Raw genomic sequence first — 18,860 nt, forward strand, 5'->3', positions numbered from 1 at the left:
TTCATATATATGAAAACTTATCAAAACTGCACCATATTTCCTTCATTTTTACATACACTTTTCCGTGATAGATCCCGCCATTATTGATGAAATGAAAGCGATTTCAAGCTGATATTTCACGCGTTTCCTTTCCTAAGTTTCTGATATTAAATTAATAGTTTTGGGTATGACTTTTCTAAAAGTTTCATGGCTCTCGACCTAATTTATCAGTGTGAACAGCGACCAACTTTTCAACGCTTTCATTGCTTAATATTTCCCTGTTCGATGAAAACTCAAAAAAATAATAGGGAATTACAATGCAAAAATTTAAGCTTTTGCCAATAACGGTCGCAGTGGCGGCTTCGCTTGCTTCACTCTCTTCTTTTGCTGCAGAAACGGATCTTGCTGCTCTCGAGCAACGAATCCAAGAGTTGGAATCTCAAGTTGGGGACATCAAGTATGTTGATGATCAGCAACAAGCGGTTCTAACTTCAGAAACAACTGTGCCAGACGGTATCGTCTTCTCTGGTTATGCTCGTTACGGCGCTCACTACAAGAGCGGTGATGAGCGTTACGTAGACATCGGTACAACAGGTCGTTCTGTCGGTCGTTTGGGTAACGAAGCTAATGGTGGTGAGGTTCAGCTAGCTAAGCTTTTCCAAGCTGACAATGGTGCGATTTGGGACATCGTATTCATGGCTGACCACTGGGAAGCAGACGCTTGGGCTGACGACGGCGGCCTGAGTATGAAAAAAATGTACGCAGGTGTAACTAACGTATTTGAAAGCCAACCAGAACTTTATATGTGGGCTGGTCGCGACTTCCATCAACGTCCGCAACAAGGTTTGAACGATTACTTCTGGATGACACACGATGGTCAAGGCGCTGGCTTTAACAACCTAGATTTCGGCGGCGCTAAGCTAGATATGGGCTTTGTTGGCCAAGTGAAAGGCGGCCTCGTAAATGACAATGGCCGATACGCCGTGACAGCGAAGCTACACAGTATTGACGCAGGTATTGGTAATCTGGATTTTTACGCGAACTACGGTTTTGCATCGAGCGAAGCGGATACGTCTACGACGACTGAGTACGTATACGATCCAGTGACAGATTCAATGCAGCCTGTCGTGACTCAAGGACAAAAAGTCAGTGATGAAACGGCCTACCTAGTAGGTGCAACATTAGGCTTGGGTGAGTCTAACAAGTTGGTTGTTAAGTACGGTGACGGTGCCGATTCATCGGTATATGACCTTAAAGGTGATTACCAGACTTTTTATGCAAGTGTTGAGGGTAGCTACGCTGCATCTGAACAGTTCATCATTGATTACTTAGTGTCTTACAAAGACAACTCTGGCTCAGACTTAGATCGTGAGAATACTGAATACGCGGGTATCGTTCGTCCACAGTACCAATGGGATGATGTTCATTCTACATGGTTAGAAGCGGGCTACGGCATGGTTGATTACGATGACGACGGTGAAGAGAACGCATGGAAAGTAACGCTTTCTCAAAACGTTTCTCTAGGTGGCTTACCTTGGAGCCGTCCAATGCTTCGTTTCTACACAACCGTGGGTGATGTAGAAACCAAAGGCAACACAGTGAAGACAACCAATGTTGATACATTGTCGTTCGGCGCAATGTTTGAAGCTTGGTGGTAATCACAGGTATAGAAAGCGCTGCTCTTTGAATTCGGCATATTTTCAAGGAGCCATGCTTTCAAATATCTATGCTTGTTAAGAGCACGTAATACTGTCCATTTTAGCCCTAAAGGCAGATTGATTAGGGCACGTTTCAATTAACTCCATTCTTGGGCACATTTTTGTGCCCTTTTTTTCGCCACTAGATCAGGGATTTACTATGAGACTTTCTTCCATCGTGTCTCGAGTTTATTTAGGTTTCTTCGTACTGATTGTGATCATGCTGGGTTCTGCATGGTTAAGCATCAGTAGCAATAAAGACATCACCACTCGAATCGAAAACATCACCCAGCAAGCTACGCCATTAATGCTTCAATCTTCAACGTTAACCATCCGATTTCTGGACATTAATCGCAGCACCACACCCTACTTATCCGCTAACTATATTGATGAACTTGAGCCACTGAAACAAACCGTCTTAAACAACATCGAGCTATATCAGCAGCAATTGAACTGGTTCGAAGGTAAGGGCGTAGCTGGTTCACAAATGGAAGCCATGCTTAACAACATCACTCAAACAGGTTTGTTGACTATCGATAAGATAGAGCAGGTATTAGAGCTTTATGTTGAGTATTTGGATAGTAAAGATCTCGGTTCGATGGATCAGGAACAATTTCAATCTGTGGTAGGACAACTCAATAACACCTTGGTTAATCAATTGGCGAGTACGAGTTCGGGCAACACGCAAAAAGCGGTAGAAGCCTTGTTGGTTCAGTTGAGTTTGATTGCAGCAGAAGCGAATGAAGCTTTCTCTCTGCAAACTTCATCGGAGGTTCGTGGTGTTGAGCGTCGCCTACAAAGCCGTAAAGAGCGATTCGAACAAGCTGTATCAGACTTGGATAATCTGGACTCATCTTTGCTACGCCGCAGTAAACAGTCTTTATCGTTGCTCGCTTCACACGCGTTTTCAGCCAGTGGCTCAGTCGCTACCCATAAAGAAACCGTCAAACTCGATGAGTCTATCTCCCTTCAAAAGCAGGAAATTGAACAGCTAATCGATCAACAGTTAAGTCACTTTGATGAGCTTTCAATGTACGCTGAAGACACCGCGACACGCCTGTATCACGAATCGATGGACTCTTCACAGCAAGCCCTTGTGATGCAGGGTTTTATTGCACTTGCTTCCGTGCTTATTGCTCTGTTGATCGGGTTGAATATTGCCAAAGGTATCCGTAAACCAAGCAAGCTGCTACAAAGTGCACTCGACCAAGTTGCCAATAAAGACTTGAGCGCGATGGTGCAGTATCAAGCCAATAATGAGTTCGGCTCAGTGAGCGACAAGGTCAACTTAGTGATCAGTCATCTGACTCAAATGATTGAGAACATGCGTTATTCGTCGACGTGCTTAAAAGAGGCGTCCATAGAGAATCAAAGCACGAGCCGTTCATTGAGCGAGGCGATGCAAGACCAAACCAATCAGACCGTGATGGTGGCAACAGCTATGGAGCAGATCGAGTGCTCGGTGACCGAAATAACTCAAGCCGCTAATCAAACGCTAACGCTTGTAACCGAAGCGGTGTCGAGTTCCTGTGCTGGTCAGAAGACCATGGATAAAAGCGTCGAGTTAATGGGCAGTTTAGAGCGCAAGTTAGCAGAATCAACAGCGACCATTGGCCAGCTCGAAAGCGAAAGTGCCAGCATTGGCTCCATTTTGGATGTGATATCTGGGATCTCTGAGCAAACTAATCTACTGGCGTTGAATGCGGCAATAGAAGCGGCGCGAGCTGGAGAGCAAGGGCGTGGTTTCTCTGTGGTTGCGGATGAGGTTCGAGTGTTAGCAGCGAAAACCAATGCCTCGACGCAAGAGATACACAACAAGATCGAGCAGTTGCAAACTAGCTCTAAACTGGCGGTTGAACAAATCAATCAATGTGTGGTGGGGATGGTTCAATGTGTTGAGCAAACGGGCGAAGTGAATCACTCGATATCGACGGTGTCTGATCTTCTCAACGAAGTAGAGCAAAGAAGTCATCAAATTGCGACCGCGACGACAGAGCATCAAGTGGTTGCCTCTCAAGTCACTCAAAATATCAGCCAGATACACATCTTGGCTGAAGATAACTCACAACGATCTCAGGTTTTGTTTTCTCATGGTCAACAGCTTGAAACCATGTCGCAGCAGCAGTTCTCACTAACTCAAGAGTTTAAGCTCGCGGAGCAATCAGAAAACGAGGTTTAAAGGCGACTCTAAGTTTTTCAATGTTTCACGCTCAGCCTTTGCTGGGCGTTGTTGTTTCAAGTTTCGGGTTCTGGAAAGAGAATTAGAAGTGCCTATGAAATGTTCCCATACAATTTCGCATAGCCACTGAAATAATAGGGTCAATTTTGCTCTGTATATTACCGCCTGTTGCGGGTTCATCACCGAATCGTGCTTTTTGAAAACGGAGTTTATGCATGCTTGTTAGCACTTTGGGAGCAAGTAACCGAGTGCTGTTTTGATAAGGTGAGCAAGAATCTCATGAAACAGTTTCATGGTGTGAAGTGAATCTGTAAGCGCTTTCAAGATTTCCAAATCCAGCCTTTTTACCTCCAAGTTTAGTGTGATGACACTCACTTCAACTAAAACGTAATTTCTTAATAATCGTTTTGTAAGCGGTTACAAGCTAATGAAGTATCGAGGTTCGAGTGGCAACAATTAAACACGTATCAGAGCATGCAGGTGTGTCTCAAGCGACAGTGTCTAGAGTGATTAACGGCACCAGTAGAGTGAGCCACGACAAGAAGTTAAAGGTTGAAAAGGCGATCAAAGAGCTGGGTTATCGCCCGAACTCTATCGCTCAGGCTTTGGCTTCAAGTCGTACCGGAAGTGTGGGTGTTGTTGTTCCAGAACTGGGCGGATCTTTCTATTCAGGCATCTTGCATTGCATAGAGGAAAACCTACGCCGCTTCGGTTACCACGCAGTGGTTACAGCGGGTTCGAACACCGAACAAGGGCAGCGCGAGTCGGTGGAGTTTCTGTTGGGGCGTCGTGTCGATGCTTTGATTCTTCATACTCAACTGCTCAGTGATGACTATTTAATTGAATTGGAAGAACAGGGGACCCCTGTGGTTTTAATTAACCGCTTCATCCCAGAAATGGCGATGAGTTGCATTGATATTGATAACGAAGTCGGGGGGCTACTCGCTACTCAATATCTTTTGCAAAAGGGACATACAGATATCGCGTGTATTACCGGGCCTTTAGATAAAGCAGATGCTAGGGGGCGTTTGCAGGGGTATCGAAAGGCCTTGGAAGAAGCGGGTGTGCCATACGATGAAGCATTAGTCTCGGAAGCGGGCTTTACTGAAGAGACGGGCATCAGTGCTATGAAGAAGCTGGTTAATCGTAAGTGTCATTTCACAGCAGTATTTGCTTCGAATGACCACATGGCATTTGGCGCCTTCGAGGTGTTGCATCAAGAGGGACTGTCTGTTCCTAAAGATGTATCACTGGTGGGCTTCGATAACACCATCTTCGCGCGCTATCTGACCCCTAGTTTGACCACCATTAATTTCCCTATTGAAGAGATGAGCGTTGAAGCAGTACAGCTCACTCTACAGAAGCTAAAAAAAATAAAACATGACGTGAACTTTAAATTGCTGCCGACGTTGGTCACTAGAAACTCGGTATCGGATTTACCAGTTACCCTATAAAAATATTAAGGATAGAACATGAAATTTAAGACCTTAGCGCTTTCATGCGCGGTTGCTTTAGGATTAGGTACAACAGCTGTAAATGCAGCAGACAAAGAAATTCGTTTCGACGGTTTCCCTGATTTCGATAGCAGCCTAAAGGTATTACTGCCTGATTTCGAAAAGGAAACGGGTATCAAAGTTGATTACCTTATGAACAACCACGGTGACCACCACACGAAACTCACAACGAACCTTGCAACGGGTTCTGGTGCCGGTGATGTGATTGTTGTCGACGTTGAGAAAATTGGTCCATTTGTTGGATCTGGCGGCCTAGTTAACCTGTCTGAAAACTACGGTGCAGATAAATACGAAGAACGATTCGCACCTTACGCATGGGCACAAGGCAAAGGCGCTGACGGCGATATGTATGGTATCCCTGTCGACCTAGGTCCAGGTGTTATGTACTACCGTACCGACGTATTCGAAAAAGCGGGCATTGATGTAGAAGAAGCAATCAAAGATTGGGATTCATACATCGCTGCTGGTGAAAAACTGAAAGAGCAAAACGTACAACTTATCGCTTCGGCAGCCGACGTGGCACAAGCGATTATCTTCACGACCGTTCCTGAAGGTGAAGGTCTGTACTTCGATAAAGATGGCAATCCAGTGGTGACATCAGAGCGTTTTGTTCACGCTTTTGAAGTAGCAAAAGAGATTCGCGACAAAGGCTTAGACGGACGCATTTTGGCTTGGTCTAACGAATGGTACGAGGGCTTCCGCAACGGCACATTTGCAACTCAACTTTCTGGCGCTTGGCTACTTGGTCACCTAAACAACTGGATCGCTCCTGAAACCAAAGGCAAGTGGGCAGTAGAAAACCTACCTGATGGTATCTACGGCAGCTGGGGTGGTTCATTCCTTTCAATTCCAACTCAATCAGACAACCCAGATGAAGCTTGGGCGCTTATTGAATACATGACGACGGATCGTGAAGTACAGCTTAAGCACTTCGAAACGATTGCTGCTTTCCCAGCGAACATCACAACGTATGACGATGAGCTTTTCCAAGAAGAGATGGAGTTCCTAGGTGGACAAAAAGCCCGTCTTCTTTTTGCTGAAGTGGCGCAAAACATCAAACCCGTCTCTCCAGCACAAGGCGACCACGTTGCACGTTCTATTATATTAGAGAACGCATTGATGGAAGTACTTGATGAAGGTAAAGACATCAAGACTGCGCTTAAAGAGGCAGAGCGTCTAATCAAGCGTCGCACGCGTAATCTTTAATTTGTTTTTACTTTAAGTAAGTGAGGAAGCGTGGATAACGCGCTTCCTTTTTAAGAGGTCGTTACTATGAATCATACAGCGAGCACAACGATAGAACCTGCGGACAAAAGCCTTTTTTCTCGTCTAAATCTGAAAGCGCTTACACCGTATGGATTCCTTCTGCCGTTTCTGATCATTTTTTCTGTATTTGGGATCTTCCCGCTGTTGTTCTCTGTTTATCTGTCGTTCCACGAATGGAATCCAGTACAGGGCATGGATGCAATGGAGTTCGTTGGTTTTGAGAACTATCACATTGCCTTGACTGACCCATGGCTATGGCGTTCATTAAAGAACACATTGTGGCTAGCAATCACATCGGGTGTTGCTCAGCACTTAGTCGCTATTCCAGTGGCTTACATGTTGGTTTCAATGGGTGACCGTATGCGTCACTGGCTAACATCGGCGTACTTCCTACCGTTCATCACATCAACGGTCGCAGCATCACTGATTTTCTTCAACATGTACTCTCCTAACTCAGGAATTATCAACCAAACGTTAATGGCATTGGCCGATAGCACGCTGTTTGGTTGGGCATTTGCTTGGGTTAACGATTTTCAACCAATCCGCTGGTTAGACGATGCCACTATGGTGAAGCCGTCTATTGCGATCATGGTTTTCTGGAAATACACCGGTTTTAATATCGTCCTTTACACCACTGGTTTAATGACGATTCCTAAAGACATTTTAGAAGCTGCACGTATGGATGGTGCGAATGCCTTCCGCCGCTTCTGGAACATCTCACTACCAATGATTCGTCCATTCATCTTCTTTGCAATCACCATGACCATCATCGGTAACCTGCAAATGTTTGAAGAACCGTTCGTTCTAACGCGTGGTACAGGTGGTACGGGTCAATCTGGTTTAACTATCTCTATGTACCTCTACAAAGTGGGTTGGGAATGGTTAGAAATGGGCACAGCGTCAGCAATTTCATGGCTTCTGTTTGCACTGATCGCGTCTTGTACTTTGGTTCAATTTTTATTCTTCGGTAAGAAAGGCTTAGGGGAACATTAAGATGTCGACATCAATTAAGACAAATACCTCACCATTAAGTGGCCTAATGCCAAGCGAACGCACCATGTACATCATGACTAAGATCTTGATGGTCATGCTCGGCATATTACTGATTGTTTCCGCAATCATTACGGTGTTCCCGTTTGTGTGGTCAGCACTGCTTTCAACACGTGACCGCTCGGAGATCTTCGGCTCGGGCATCAGCTTTGCGATTGGCGACAGCCTAATGGTGAACTACGCAAAACTGCTAGAAATCATGCCGTTTTGGAAAGCGATGTTTAACTCGATTTACGTGGCTTTCTTGGGCACAACCATCTCGCTGCTGTTTTGTAGCATGGGTGGTTACGCGTTTGCTGTGTTTAAGTTTCGCGGTAAGAACGTGTTGTTTGGCATGTTGGTTGGCTCAATGGCGATTCCGCCAGTGCTTAGCCTGATCCCTTACTTCATGATCGTGAAATTCTTAGGCTTGTTGGATAACCACATGGCGGTATGGCTACCGTTCACAACCACGCCGTTTGGTATCTTCTTGATGCGTCAGCACGTGATTGCATCGATTCCAAAAGAGCTACTTGAAGCAGCGAAATTGGATGGTGCTGGTGAGTTCAGAACGTATTGGAGTGTGGTATTGCCACTGATGAAGCCTGCCTTAGCAACACTGGCTATCGTTCAGTTCGTTTTCTTCTGGAACATGTTTATGCAGCCTCTCGTGGTGCTAAATAACCCAGATAACTATGTTATTACGCAAGCACTTCGAAGTGTTCAAGGTATTCCGAATACGCCATGGGGCGCGGTAATGCTAGGTACAACAATTTCTATTTTACCGCTCGTGATTACTTACCTGTTCGCATCGAAACAGATGATCAGTGGTTTAACGTCCGGCGCAGTCAAAGGTTAGGTTTAAGGGTTATAACAATGAATAAATATCAACTTCCAAGTGATTCAAAGTTACGCAGTAAGGAATTTGTATTCGGTGTCGCGACATCTTCATACCAAATTGAAGGCGGCGTTGAAGAGGGCGGTCGTACACCGTCTATCTGGGACACTTTCTGCAAGACGCCGGGCAAGGTCGATAACGGCGACAATGGTGATGTGGCGTGTGACCACTACCACTTATGGAAACAAGATATCGAGATGATTCAAGGTTTAGGCGTTGATGCTTACCGTCTCTCTATTGCATGGCCGCGCATCCTGCCACAAGACGGCGTGGTGAACCAGCAAGGCCTAGAGTTTTACGGTCAGATCATCGATGAGTGTCATGCTCGTGGCATGAAGGTGTATGTGACGCTGTATCACTGGGATCTTCCGCAATACCTTGAAGATAAGGGTGGCTGGCTAAACCGTGAAACGTCTTACAAATTCGCAGAATACGCGGAAGTGGTGAGTAAATACTTTGGTGACAACATCGATGTGTACACCACGCTGAATGAACCGTTTGTTTCTGCATTCCTAGGCTACCGCTGGGGCGAACACGCGCCAGGTATCAAGGGTGAGAAAGAGGGCTACCTAGCATCTCACCACCTAATGCTGGCACATGGTTTGGCAATGCCGATCCTTCGCAAGAATGCACCTCACGCTAAGCATGGTGTGGTATTCAACGCGACGCCAGCTTACCCGCTGACGCCACAAGACCAAGCGGCAGCAGATTACTGCGAAGCCGAGAATTACCACTGGTTCATCGACCCAGTATTAAAAGGCGAGTACCCACAGCTGGTGGTTGAACGCCAAGCGATGAACATGCCTATGATCCTTGAAGGTGACTTAGACATCATCAGTGCTCCTGTTGATTACATCGGTATCAACTACTACACACGCAATGTCGCTCGCTTTAATGAGAACGGCGACATTGAATCGGTGAAGCAAACTGAAGCTGAACACACTTACATTGGCTGGGAAATCAACCCACAAGGTTTAACCGATTTATTGGTAAGACTGGATGCTCGCTACGAAAATATGCCACCTATCTACATCACTGAGAACGGTGCTGCAGGTAACGACGAGCGCGTAAACGGACAAGTGATGGACGACCAACGAGTTCGTTATTTCCAAGGTCACATCGAAGCGGTTCACAACGCGGTTGAAGCGGGTGTGAAAGTTGATGGTTACTTCGCTTGGAGCCTGATGGACAACTTTGAGTGGGCATTTGGCTACTGCCAGCGTTTTGGCATTGTCCATGTTGACTACACCACCCAAGAAAGAACATTGAAACAGAGCGCAATTGCGTACAGAAATATGCTTCTAGAGCGCGCTGAGGAGAACAGATAATGGCTAAAGTAGAATTTAAGAACATCAAAAAATCATTCGGTGATGTTGAAGTCGTCAAAGAGTTTGATTTTACGGTTGAAGACGGTGAGTTCGTGGTTTTCCTTGGCCCATCTGGCTGTGGTAAATCGACAACGCTACGTATGCTTGCTGGCCTTGAAAGTATCAGCTCTGGAGACATCGTGGTTGGCGGCAAGCTGATGAATAAAGTCGACGCGAAAGACCGTGATTTGGCGATGGTATTCCAAAGTTATGCTCTGTACCCGCACATGACGGTATACGAGAACATCGCATTTGCTCTTAAACTGAAGGGCATGCCAAAAGCAGAAATCGACGTAGAAGTGCTAAAAGCAGCGAAAATGCTAGAGCTTGATCCACTACTCAACCGTAAGCCAAAAGAGCTTTCTGGTGGTCAGCGTCAACGTGTGGCAATGGGCCGCGCGATGGTTCGTACGCCGAAGGTTTTCTTGTTTGATGAGCCGTTATCTAACCTAGATGCCAAACTGCGTGGCGTGATGCGTGAAGAGATCAAACACCTACACCGTGAACTAAAAACCACAACGATCTACGTAACCCACGATCAGATCGAAGCGATGACATTGGCGGATCGCATCGTGATCTTGAAAGATGGTTATGTGGCTCAAGTTGGTACGCCAACCGAGGTGTTCCAACGCCCGGCTAACAAGTTTGTCGCGCAATTCATTGGTAACCCATCAATGAATATGTTGGAAGCCAAACTGATTGAAAAAGAAGGCGAATACTTTGTTGAACTTGGCGATGTTCATATCCCTCTGCCAGATCGCTTTAAGTCTCTGGCCTCTAAAAACTTAGCGCTTCACTTTGGTGTTCGTCCAACAGATATCCACCTTCGTGCTGAGCAAGTCGACCACGATCGCGTACTGCCATTCCCTGTGAAAATCAAAGACAAGGAACTACTTGGCGCGAGCATTCTTCTGAAAACAGAAATTGGTGGTCAACCGCTGATGGTTGAAACCCAAGCCGCTGAAGTGGATGTGAAAGAGCTGACACTTTACTTGGACTTGGATGCTTTCCACCTGTTTGACGCTCTGAGTGAGAACTCGCTAGCGAGCTAGTCAATTACGAGCTAGCCAATCAATTTAAATCAGCCATTGAGCTGACACCAACCAACTTACGACAAATTGTTTTGGCTCCTCCTGATTTGGGAGGGGCTAGGGATAGTGATGATGAAATTCGGATATTTTGACGATAAAAACAAAGAATACGTAGCAACCACACCGTGCACGCCGATCAAATGGTGTAACTATGTCGGCACATTAGATTTCGGTGGCATTGTCGATAGCAACGGCGGCGTACTACTGTGCAAAGGTGATCCGGCACTTAACCGCATCACCAAATACATTGCTCAACTGCCAAATTCAGATTTTAAAGGCTCGACAATGTACCTCAAGGTACGTGATGAAGCGGGCAACGTAGAGGTGTTCTCACCTTTCTACACGCCAACCTTGAAGCCGTTAGATAAGTTTGAAAACCATACCGGTTTGTCATACACCACAATCATTGCAGAAGCATTTGGTGTGCGTTGTGAAGCGACGTTCTTTGTACCGAAAACTGACCAAGTACTGCTACAAGACATCAAAGTCACCAACATTTCAGACGAAGCACTGCACGTTGATGTGGTGCCTGTATACGAATTCACGCACTTCGATGCACTTAAGCAGCTATTGAATGCAGACTGGGTGCCACAAACCATGACGCTAAAAGCACACCAACAAGAATCGGGTCATACCGTGCTTGAGCAGTATGCTTTCATGAAGCGCGATTACGCGGTGAATCTGATGACAGCGGATCGTCCAGCGACGTCTTTTGATGGTGACCGCCAATCGTTCTTAGGCAACTTAGGCTACGGTACATGGGCAGCGCCACAGGCGTTAGACAACGATGAGCTTGGCAATACTGAATGTCTGCGTGGCGACAATATTGGCGCACTTAACCTGCGCCTAGGTTGGTTATCTCCAGAGCAGACAGAACGTACGGTTGTACAAATTGCACAAGAACAGAGCCTAGAAGCTGCATTGCCTTTGCTAGCTAAATACCGTGACCATCAAATGGTCGATTCGGCATTCGCTGAACTGGCTGAACACTGGGATGGCTACCTACAAGCGGTTCAGGTTGAAACGCCAGATCCGGCAATGAACTCAATGCTGAACGTACATAACCCACGTCAGTGTCACACAACCAAAAACTGGTCTCGTTACCTGTCTCTGTATCAGCTTGGCTATGGTGCTCGTGGTATCGGTTTCCGTGATTCTTCGCAAGATACTTTAGGCGTAATTACTCACATGCCGGAAGAGGCGCGTGAGTTCATTGAGCGCTTACTATCAGTGCAAAACACCAATGGTTCGGCGATGCACCAGTTCTTCCCGTCAACCATGGAAGCTAACGCTGGTGACTCACGTGAAGAAGAAGATCGCCCGGATTACTACGGTGACGATCACCTGTGGATCATCTACGCGGTCACTCAATACGTGAAAGAAACGGGCAGTGCAGACTTCCTGAATAAAGAGATCCCGTTCTATCAAAAAGACAAAGCGGGTAACCTAGTTGAAACTGGAACAGTTTGGGAGCACCTATGCCGCGCGATTGAATTTACTTACACCAATACTGGTGAGCACGGCCTACCGTTATTAGGTTTTGCTGACTGGAATGACACAGTGAACCTGCCAACGGGTGCTGAGTCGATGATGGTGGCGAACATGTACGGCAAAGCATTGCTCGACATGTTGGACTTGTGTGAGCTACGTGGCGAAGCGCAACTGACGGCTAAGTTTAAAGATCAGTACCAACAGATGCAGAGCACGGTGAATGAGTGTGGCTGGGATGGCGAATGGTTTGTTCGTTACTTCGATGAGCAAGGTCTGCCAATCGGTTCTCATAAAAATGAGCAAGGTCAGATCTACACTAACGGTCAAAGCTGGCCTGTGATTTCTGGTTTCGCAACACAAGAGCGTGCAACGCAAGCGCTAGACTCGGTTTACAACAAACTAAACACCACCAATGGCATCAAGCTTTCAACACCTGGCTACAACGGTTTTGATCCACAGCTAGGTGGCGTATCAACGTATCCACCGGGTGCGAAAGAGAACGGCGGTATCTTCTTACATTCAAACCCATGGGTGATGATCGCAGAAGCGAAAATGGGCAACGGTGAGCGTGCTTACGAGTACTACCGTCAAATCAACCCAGCTTCGAAGAACGACGACATCGATACCTTTGAGTCTGAGCCATACTGCTACCCACAAAACATCTTGGGTGACGAGCATAAACAGTTCGGTTTAGGACGCAATGCGTGGCTTTCTGGTACTTCATCTTGGACATACGTTGCAGGTACGCAGTGGATTCTGGGTGTTCGCCCTGAAGTGGATGGCTTGCTGGTGGATCCTTGCATTCCGGCAGAATGGCCTGAATTCAAAGTACGTCGTCAGTTCCGTGGCGCAACATATAACATCCATGTCTCGAACCCGAACAATGTGTGTAAAGGTGTGGTTGAAATGAAGGTCAATGGTGACCTGATTTCAGGCAACAAAGCACCGGTATTTACATCGGGTGAGCACATGGTAGAAGTGGTATTAGGCTAACAAAGAGAAGGGCGCTTTATGCGCCCTTTATTGCTTTTTGGTTTCTCTTTAGTGTTGTTTTATTTTGGTTGATAGCTGGCCTGGCATTGCCAATTGAAGGTTTGAGACTGGTTCGGGCTAAGCGTCAGTAAGCCAATTTGGTTATTGAATGCATCTGCAGGGCAAGTCATTGGTTCTATTGCAATGCTTTGCTCACTCGTGGGCGTGTACAGCTGAACGAATGGGTAGCTTGCATCTTGTTGATAGTGAATCGCAGCTGATGAATCTGAGCGCGTCAAAGTCAGTTGGTTGGTTGTCTTCGAATCAAATTCAAAGCAGTGATTTAGGCTTTGATTCGTCAGGGAGTCGCCCAAAGACAAACGGTCAAAAACCTGTTTTTCACCATTAGGTAGGTCGTTCACGTGTATGACTTCGGAGCACTGCGACATGGACAGCGCACATTGTGTCAGATCCGTACCCAGTGAAAAGTAAGGGTGCCAAGCATCACCGAATGGGAAGGCAGAATCACCAAGATTAGAAGCGGTTGTTGAGCAAGAGAGCTTGCCTGTTATGTCGATAGTGAAGGTGACTTCAAGGTTAAAAGCAAATGGGAAAGCAGGGTGCAAAGAAGACGTTTGATACTGCATTGTCACACTGGCTAACTCTTCGTTGGCTACGCTGTTTGTGATTGAAAAAGGTTGGTTATAGAGCAGGCCATGTACGGCGTGATCAGACCAAGGAAAGTTAGCCGGGAGTTGATGGTTTTGGTTATCGAAACTGTAACGACCTAAGTTTAAACGGTTTGGAAAAGGGAATAATTTAGCACTGCGGGAAAAGAACGGATGTTGGTTGATCAGTTCATCATAATTCTGATAACCACAAATAAAAGAGAACGGACTGTTATTTACGATATATTTATTAATAATAGCACCAAATTCATTGATTATTTGAAGTTCTATACCATGTTGGTGGTTTATTAATGTGACAGAGTCAATACTTCCAAATTTTTCATTTATAATTTTAAACATGTTGATGTCTCCATTTTTGAAAGATATTAACAAGAAGAAAAAAATATTCAATGGCGGTTTTAAAATGAATAATAAAATTCCATATACAAGCTATTCAGGAAATTCAAAACACCTTTGCAAAAAAGGTGATGCAGTTGAATTTATTCAACCTTGGTACACGCCAATTTCTACCACACCAGAAAATACCGGCATGGCAGTGGGTGGTATTGGTAATACATTTACACTGACGCCAAATGGCAACACGCCAAACTTTAGCTTTATCCCTGGTATATTTGTTGATTGTTCAGAGCAAGTTATTAATTTTAATGATTTTTATGCTTCAGTGATGGATGTGCCAACCATCGACACGCTGCAAGTCATTGATGAGCAAGATCTGGGCGTTCACCTGAACTTTTACCCTGCTTTGTTCGATGGTAAGAAGATTGACAATACAGACATGTCGAATGCGATTAACCACATTCGTTCGGCATTAAAAAATGGTGGCTTCTACCAAGAGAATAAAGCTAACTTTACAAAATGGAACATTGAGTTTTCAAATAAGACTCTATTATTGATTGACTCAGATTCATCTTCAATTATTTGTCAATTATATGTAGCCTTAGATTTCTTTAATGGTTTATTAATAAATGATACAGTTAAATTATTATCACTTACTGCTGGTAATAATAGTGATATGGATAGTTTCAATGGCAGTGATATAGATAGTGTCAACGGTAAGGATATCGAATATCAAGCTTTGTATCCATTAGCTGAATATAAATATAACAGTTTTGATGACATTAAAATAAAACGTAAAGTGGTTTCTCCAATCGTTAAAAACGACAAACGCCTGTGCTCTTTACCGATGCACTGGAATCACTTCGAATTAACCAATCATTCGGCGCAAACACGCGTGATTACGCTTGCTCAGCCGCTACAAAACTTGATTGGCTCAACTTATCGCAAAGGTCGCGATGGCATTCAAGATTCGGCGTGTACCTTGTCTCAAAATCCAATCGCCCAGCAGCATCAAGCGGTTAGCGTAAACGGCGAAAACCACGGTTTTACGGGTGTCCAGCTCACTAGTCAGTCCCCGTATCAAAGTGATATTGAAGGTGAAGTGGTGTTTGGTGTTCAAGCGAATAACCACCTGACCGAATCTGGCAAGATATCGGTGTCTGTTAAGCCAACGCTTTATACTTCGAAAGTGACCCAGCAAACCGAGTTCGCACTGAAAACAGGCCGTACTAATACAGAATTCCAAACCGGCATTTACACAGGGCGTGAAGCGTTGAGCGCATTGGTGGTGGTTCAGGTTGAATTGGAAGCGGGTGAGTCTGTTGATCTGCGTTTTGCACAGGTGATGGCTCACAGCAAAGTCATGCTTAATGGTTGGCACTCAGATAAGGCTTACACGCAATTCTACCCGCAAGTAAAGCCTGCATTACCTATGTTAGAAGACATGTTGCCTAAGCTCGAAACCATTGAGCAGCAGATCGTCGAACAACAAACAACTTTCCTAGAGCAAGCTCAAAACAAGATCTCGCAGCCTGAATCGGCACTTCGCTATGCAACGATGGCGATGAACTCATTGTCCTTCCTAGCGGAATCAACGGTATGGGATAAAGAAGATAAATTCTTGGTTAAAGAGTGTGTCGACTACCCATTCTTTAACTCTCTGGATGTGTATTTCTACGGCTCGTTCTCGCTGCTTTATCTGCTGCCTGAGCTTGATGGCTGCGTGATGAAAGCGTTCTCGAAGGCCATTTTGGCGGAAGACTTCACTCAGCGCCGCTACTGGGAATACGAAGCGACGCCTAATGCCGAATTGATTGATGAAAAGTACCAAGGTGTACGTGCTATTCGAGGTGCGGTAATCCACGACTTAGGCAGCCCATTCGACATTCAGCCCGATGCTTACAGTTGGCACAATGTGAAAGAGTGGAAGGACTTAGCGCCGAAATACATTCTGATGGTGTACCGCCATTATCAAAACACCCAAGATCTTTCTGTGGTTAATGAGTGCTGGCAAGCGGTAACTGAAAGCATCGATTTCTTATCGAATTTGATCGCTGAGGGTGACGATTTACCACTAACCCGAGGCACAGACGATACCTTTGATAACCTAGCTTCTCACGGCATCTCTATTTATTGTGCGAGCCTGTGGGTTGCTGGCCTGCAAGCCGCGAGCGAACTTGCACAATTGATGGGTGAAAGCGAGCGAGCTAGCGGTTACTTAACGCGTTCTAAAAAGGCGTTAGCCACGGTTGAGCAAAGCTTGTGGGATGACAAAGAGGGTTACTACCACTTCTTCGTGACGCCAGTTCAAGCCAAGCATCTAACGGGTGAAGGCTACCAAACTCTGGAAACCTTAGGCCTAACTTTGACGGGCGATGCGATTGCCGATAAGAACACGCTCAATACCTATCTCAATGAAACAGATACTTCAATCAGCATCAGCAAGGTGTCTCAAAGAGTATCTAAGAAGCGCTTATTGAGCGAGACCGCGCCTCAAGCCTTTACACAAGACTACTTAGATTTAGTACCTGATTCAGACAACAGCTTTGGCGATGCTTTATTGGCTGACAGCTACCTAAAGCTCATCGGTTTAGAAGGTATTTTCCCGCAAGAGAACATCCAACGCGCACTAGACTATGTTTATAAGCATAACTTCGAAATTAACAGCCCTAAGCTTGGGGTTGCGAATATGACGTTGGCCGATGGTTCGCCGCATGAGGCATTTCAGGCTCAAGATGTGTGGATTGGTGTGCAGTTTAGTGTCGCAACGGCGTTGAGTCTGGCAGGTAAAAACCAGCAAGCAGAAACATTGATGGATACCGTGTATACCGCACTCTATGACTATTCAAAAATTCCATTTGCAGCGCCAGAAGGGTTCAATTGCTCTGTGTCTGTCAATGAGAAATATCTTATAGAAGCCTTTAAATTGACGCAAAATGATGCGAAAAACTGGCTAAGTGTACTTAAATGTCAAAACTGTGTGCTGTCTGACGGTCGGATCAATCCAACATTGACGAAAGATACTGGTAATTTTGTTAAAATGGTGAGCGGTGAAATTCCGTTAGAAAAGCTGGCAGGCTTACACAAATGGTTACTGAGTACTGGCTTGAAATATACGGCTGGTCGTTACTTTAGACCGGGGATGATCTTCGCCTACTTGTATTAACTTAATGACACGATTTTCAGCTAAAGCAGTGGTATGCAGGTTGAAACTGATGGGGAGCTTAAAGCTCCCCGAATGTCACTTGATTAGGGGGTCGAGATGCGCACTAAAACAAAAAAAACAACAGTATACGATGTAGCAAAACTGGCTGGTGTTTCTCCCAGCACAGTTTCTCGTTTTCTTAATCGAACCACTTATGTGTCGGATGATAAAAGCCAGAACATCGAGCAAGCGATTAAAGACACTGGCTACAAACCTAATTTTCAAATGCAAGAAAACACCAACCGACGTTCACTCACCATTGGTGTGTTGGTGCAACACCCTGACAGCCCTTATACCAGCCGTATTCTCAATGACATGGAGAAAACACTGATCGCTCAAGGTTATTCGTTAGTAATCGCGACAGGGCATTGGCAGAAAAAGTTAGAAATGCACGCGTTGGAGTATCTCGCAAAAAGTAACGTGGATGGCATGATCATCGTGACAGGAAGCATTACTCAAGAAGAGATTACCAAGTATGCACAAGACATTCCTATCGTGATGGTTGGCTACGATTTTGTTGAGAATAACGTCCGCTCCATCAACATTGATAACGTGTTGGGCGGCTACATGGCAACCTTACATTTACTGCAACAAGGGCATGTGAATATTGCTCATATTAAGGGACTTTCAAGTCAACCTGATTCGGGAAATCGCTTTGAAGGCTATAAGAAAGCACTTCAAGAGGCGGGCATAAAAGTGATGCCAAAACTCGTTAAACAGGGTGATTTCAGTAGTGAAACTGGCTATGAGAAAACCGTGGAATTAATTGAATCTAAGATTCATTTTTCTGGCCTGTTTGCCGCCAATGATCAAACGGCTTACGGCGCGATTAAGGCGCTCCATGATCACGGCTACAAAGTGCCAGAAGATGTGTCAGTGATTGGGTTTGATGACTTGCCAACGTCTAAGTATTTCACACCTGCGTTAACAACATTAAGGCAGCCAATTGAAGAGATTGGAGAGGTGTGTGCTCAGTCGATTTTGAACTTGTTATCTGGCGAGCGACATGAAGCTCGACTGCCACCGATTGACTTAATCGTCAGAGAGTCAACCAAGTCTTTGTATCGTTAATTTCAAGACAAGCATCAAGGTGGTGCGTCCGTGATGATTCGTATTGATATTAACGCGGACCATGGTGCAGGTAAGC

At 45.4% G+C, this 18,860-nt stretch carries 12 protein-coding genes; 11 read left to right on the forward strand and 1 reads right to left on the reverse strand.

Annotated elements, in window-relative coordinates; all coding sequences use genetic code 11:
* The first annotated feature begins 296 nt into the window (after positions 1-296).
* From AB4167_RS05230 to AB4167_RS05270, 9 genes are all read left to right on the forward strand, one after another.
* Complete coding sequence (locus AB4167_RS05230) at positions 297-1,637, forward strand: carbohydrate porin (protein WP_017061564.1); 1,341 nt, start codon at positions 297-299, stop codon at positions 1,635-1,637.
* A gap of 199 nt (positions 1,638-1,836) precedes the next feature.
* On the forward strand, positions 1,837-3,855 hold the full coding sequence (locus tag AB4167_RS05235) for a methyl-accepting chemotaxis protein (RefSeq protein ID WP_372136246.1): 2,019 nt from the start codon (positions 1,837-1,839) through the stop codon (positions 3,853-3,855).
* A gap of 446 nt (positions 3,856-4,301) precedes the next feature.
* A complete protein-coding gene (locus AB4167_RS05240) occupies positions 4,302-5,309 on the forward strand; it encodes a LacI family DNA-binding transcriptional regulator (RefSeq protein ID WP_372136247.1) in 1,008 nt (335 codons plus the stop codon).
* 18 nt (positions 5,310-5,327) lie between these two features.
* Entirely contained in the window at positions 5,328-6,575 is a 1,248-nt protein-coding gene (locus AB4167_RS05245; protein ID WP_017077014.1) for an ABC transporter substrate-binding protein, read from the forward strand.
* 66 nt (positions 6,576-6,641) lie between these two features.
* Entirely contained in the window at positions 6,642-7,628 is a 987-nt protein-coding gene (locus AB4167_RS05250; RefSeq protein WP_017070431.1) for a carbohydrate ABC transporter permease, read from the forward strand.
* A gap of 46 nt (positions 7,629-7,674) precedes the next feature.
* On the forward strand, positions 7,675-8,523 hold the full coding sequence (locus AB4167_RS05255) for a carbohydrate ABC transporter permease (RefSeq protein ID WP_017061568.1): 849 nt from the start codon (positions 7,675-7,677) through the stop codon (positions 8,521-8,523).
* A gap of 17 nt (positions 8,524-8,540) precedes the next feature.
* The gene (locus AB4167_RS05260) at positions 8,541-9,890 is read left to right on the forward strand and encodes a GH1 family beta-glucosidase (protein WP_102497098.1); all 1,350 of its coding nucleotides are present in this window, start codon (positions 8,541-8,543) and stop codon (positions 9,888-9,890) included.
* On the forward strand, positions 9,890-10,981 hold the full coding sequence (locus tag AB4167_RS05265) for an ABC transporter ATP-binding protein (RefSeq protein ID WP_372136248.1): 1,092 nt from the start codon (positions 9,890-9,892) through the stop codon (positions 10,979-10,981). Before AB4167_RS05260 ends, AB4167_RS05265 begins: the two co-directional genes overlap by 1 nt.
* A gap of 108 nt (positions 10,982-11,089) precedes the next feature.
* Positions 11,090-13,504, forward strand: coding sequence for a GH36-type glycosyl hydrolase domain-containing protein (locus AB4167_RS05270; RefSeq protein WP_372136249.1), 2,415 nt, complete (start codon positions 11,090-11,092; stop codon positions 13,502-13,504).
* A gap of 59 nt (positions 13,505-13,563) precedes the next feature.
* On the opposite strand, the gene AB4167_RS05275 is transcribed toward AB4167_RS05270, so the two are convergent.
* A complete protein-coding gene (locus AB4167_RS05275) occupies positions 13,564-14,511 on the reverse strand; it encodes an aldose 1-epimerase (RefSeq protein ID WP_372136250.1) in 948 nt (315 codons plus the stop codon).
* Positions 14,512-14,575: 64 nt separating this feature from the next.
* Between AB4167_RS05275 and AB4167_RS05280 the strand changes: the two genes are divergently transcribed.
* Both AB4167_RS05280 and AB4167_RS05285 read left to right on the forward strand, forming a co-directional pair.
* Positions 14,576-17,674 carry a GH116 family glycosyl hydrolase gene (locus tag AB4167_RS05280; protein WP_372136251.1) on the forward strand — a complete coding sequence of 1,033 codons (3,099 nt, stop codon included), beginning with the start codon at positions 14,576-14,578 and terminating at the stop codon, positions 17,672-17,674.
* Between the two features lie 96 nt (positions 17,675-17,770).
* Entirely contained in the window at positions 17,771-18,784 is a 1,014-nt protein-coding gene (locus AB4167_RS05285; RefSeq protein ID WP_017070807.1) for a LacI family DNA-binding transcriptional regulator, read from the forward strand.
* Positions 18,785-18,860 lie beyond the last annotated feature (76 nt).

It is taken from the genome of Vibrio sp. 10N.286.49.E11 (genome assembly GCF_041469505.1).
Classification (GTDB): Bacteria; Pseudomonadota; Gammaproteobacteria; order Enterobacterales; family Vibrionaceae; genus Vibrio; species Vibrio crassostreae_C.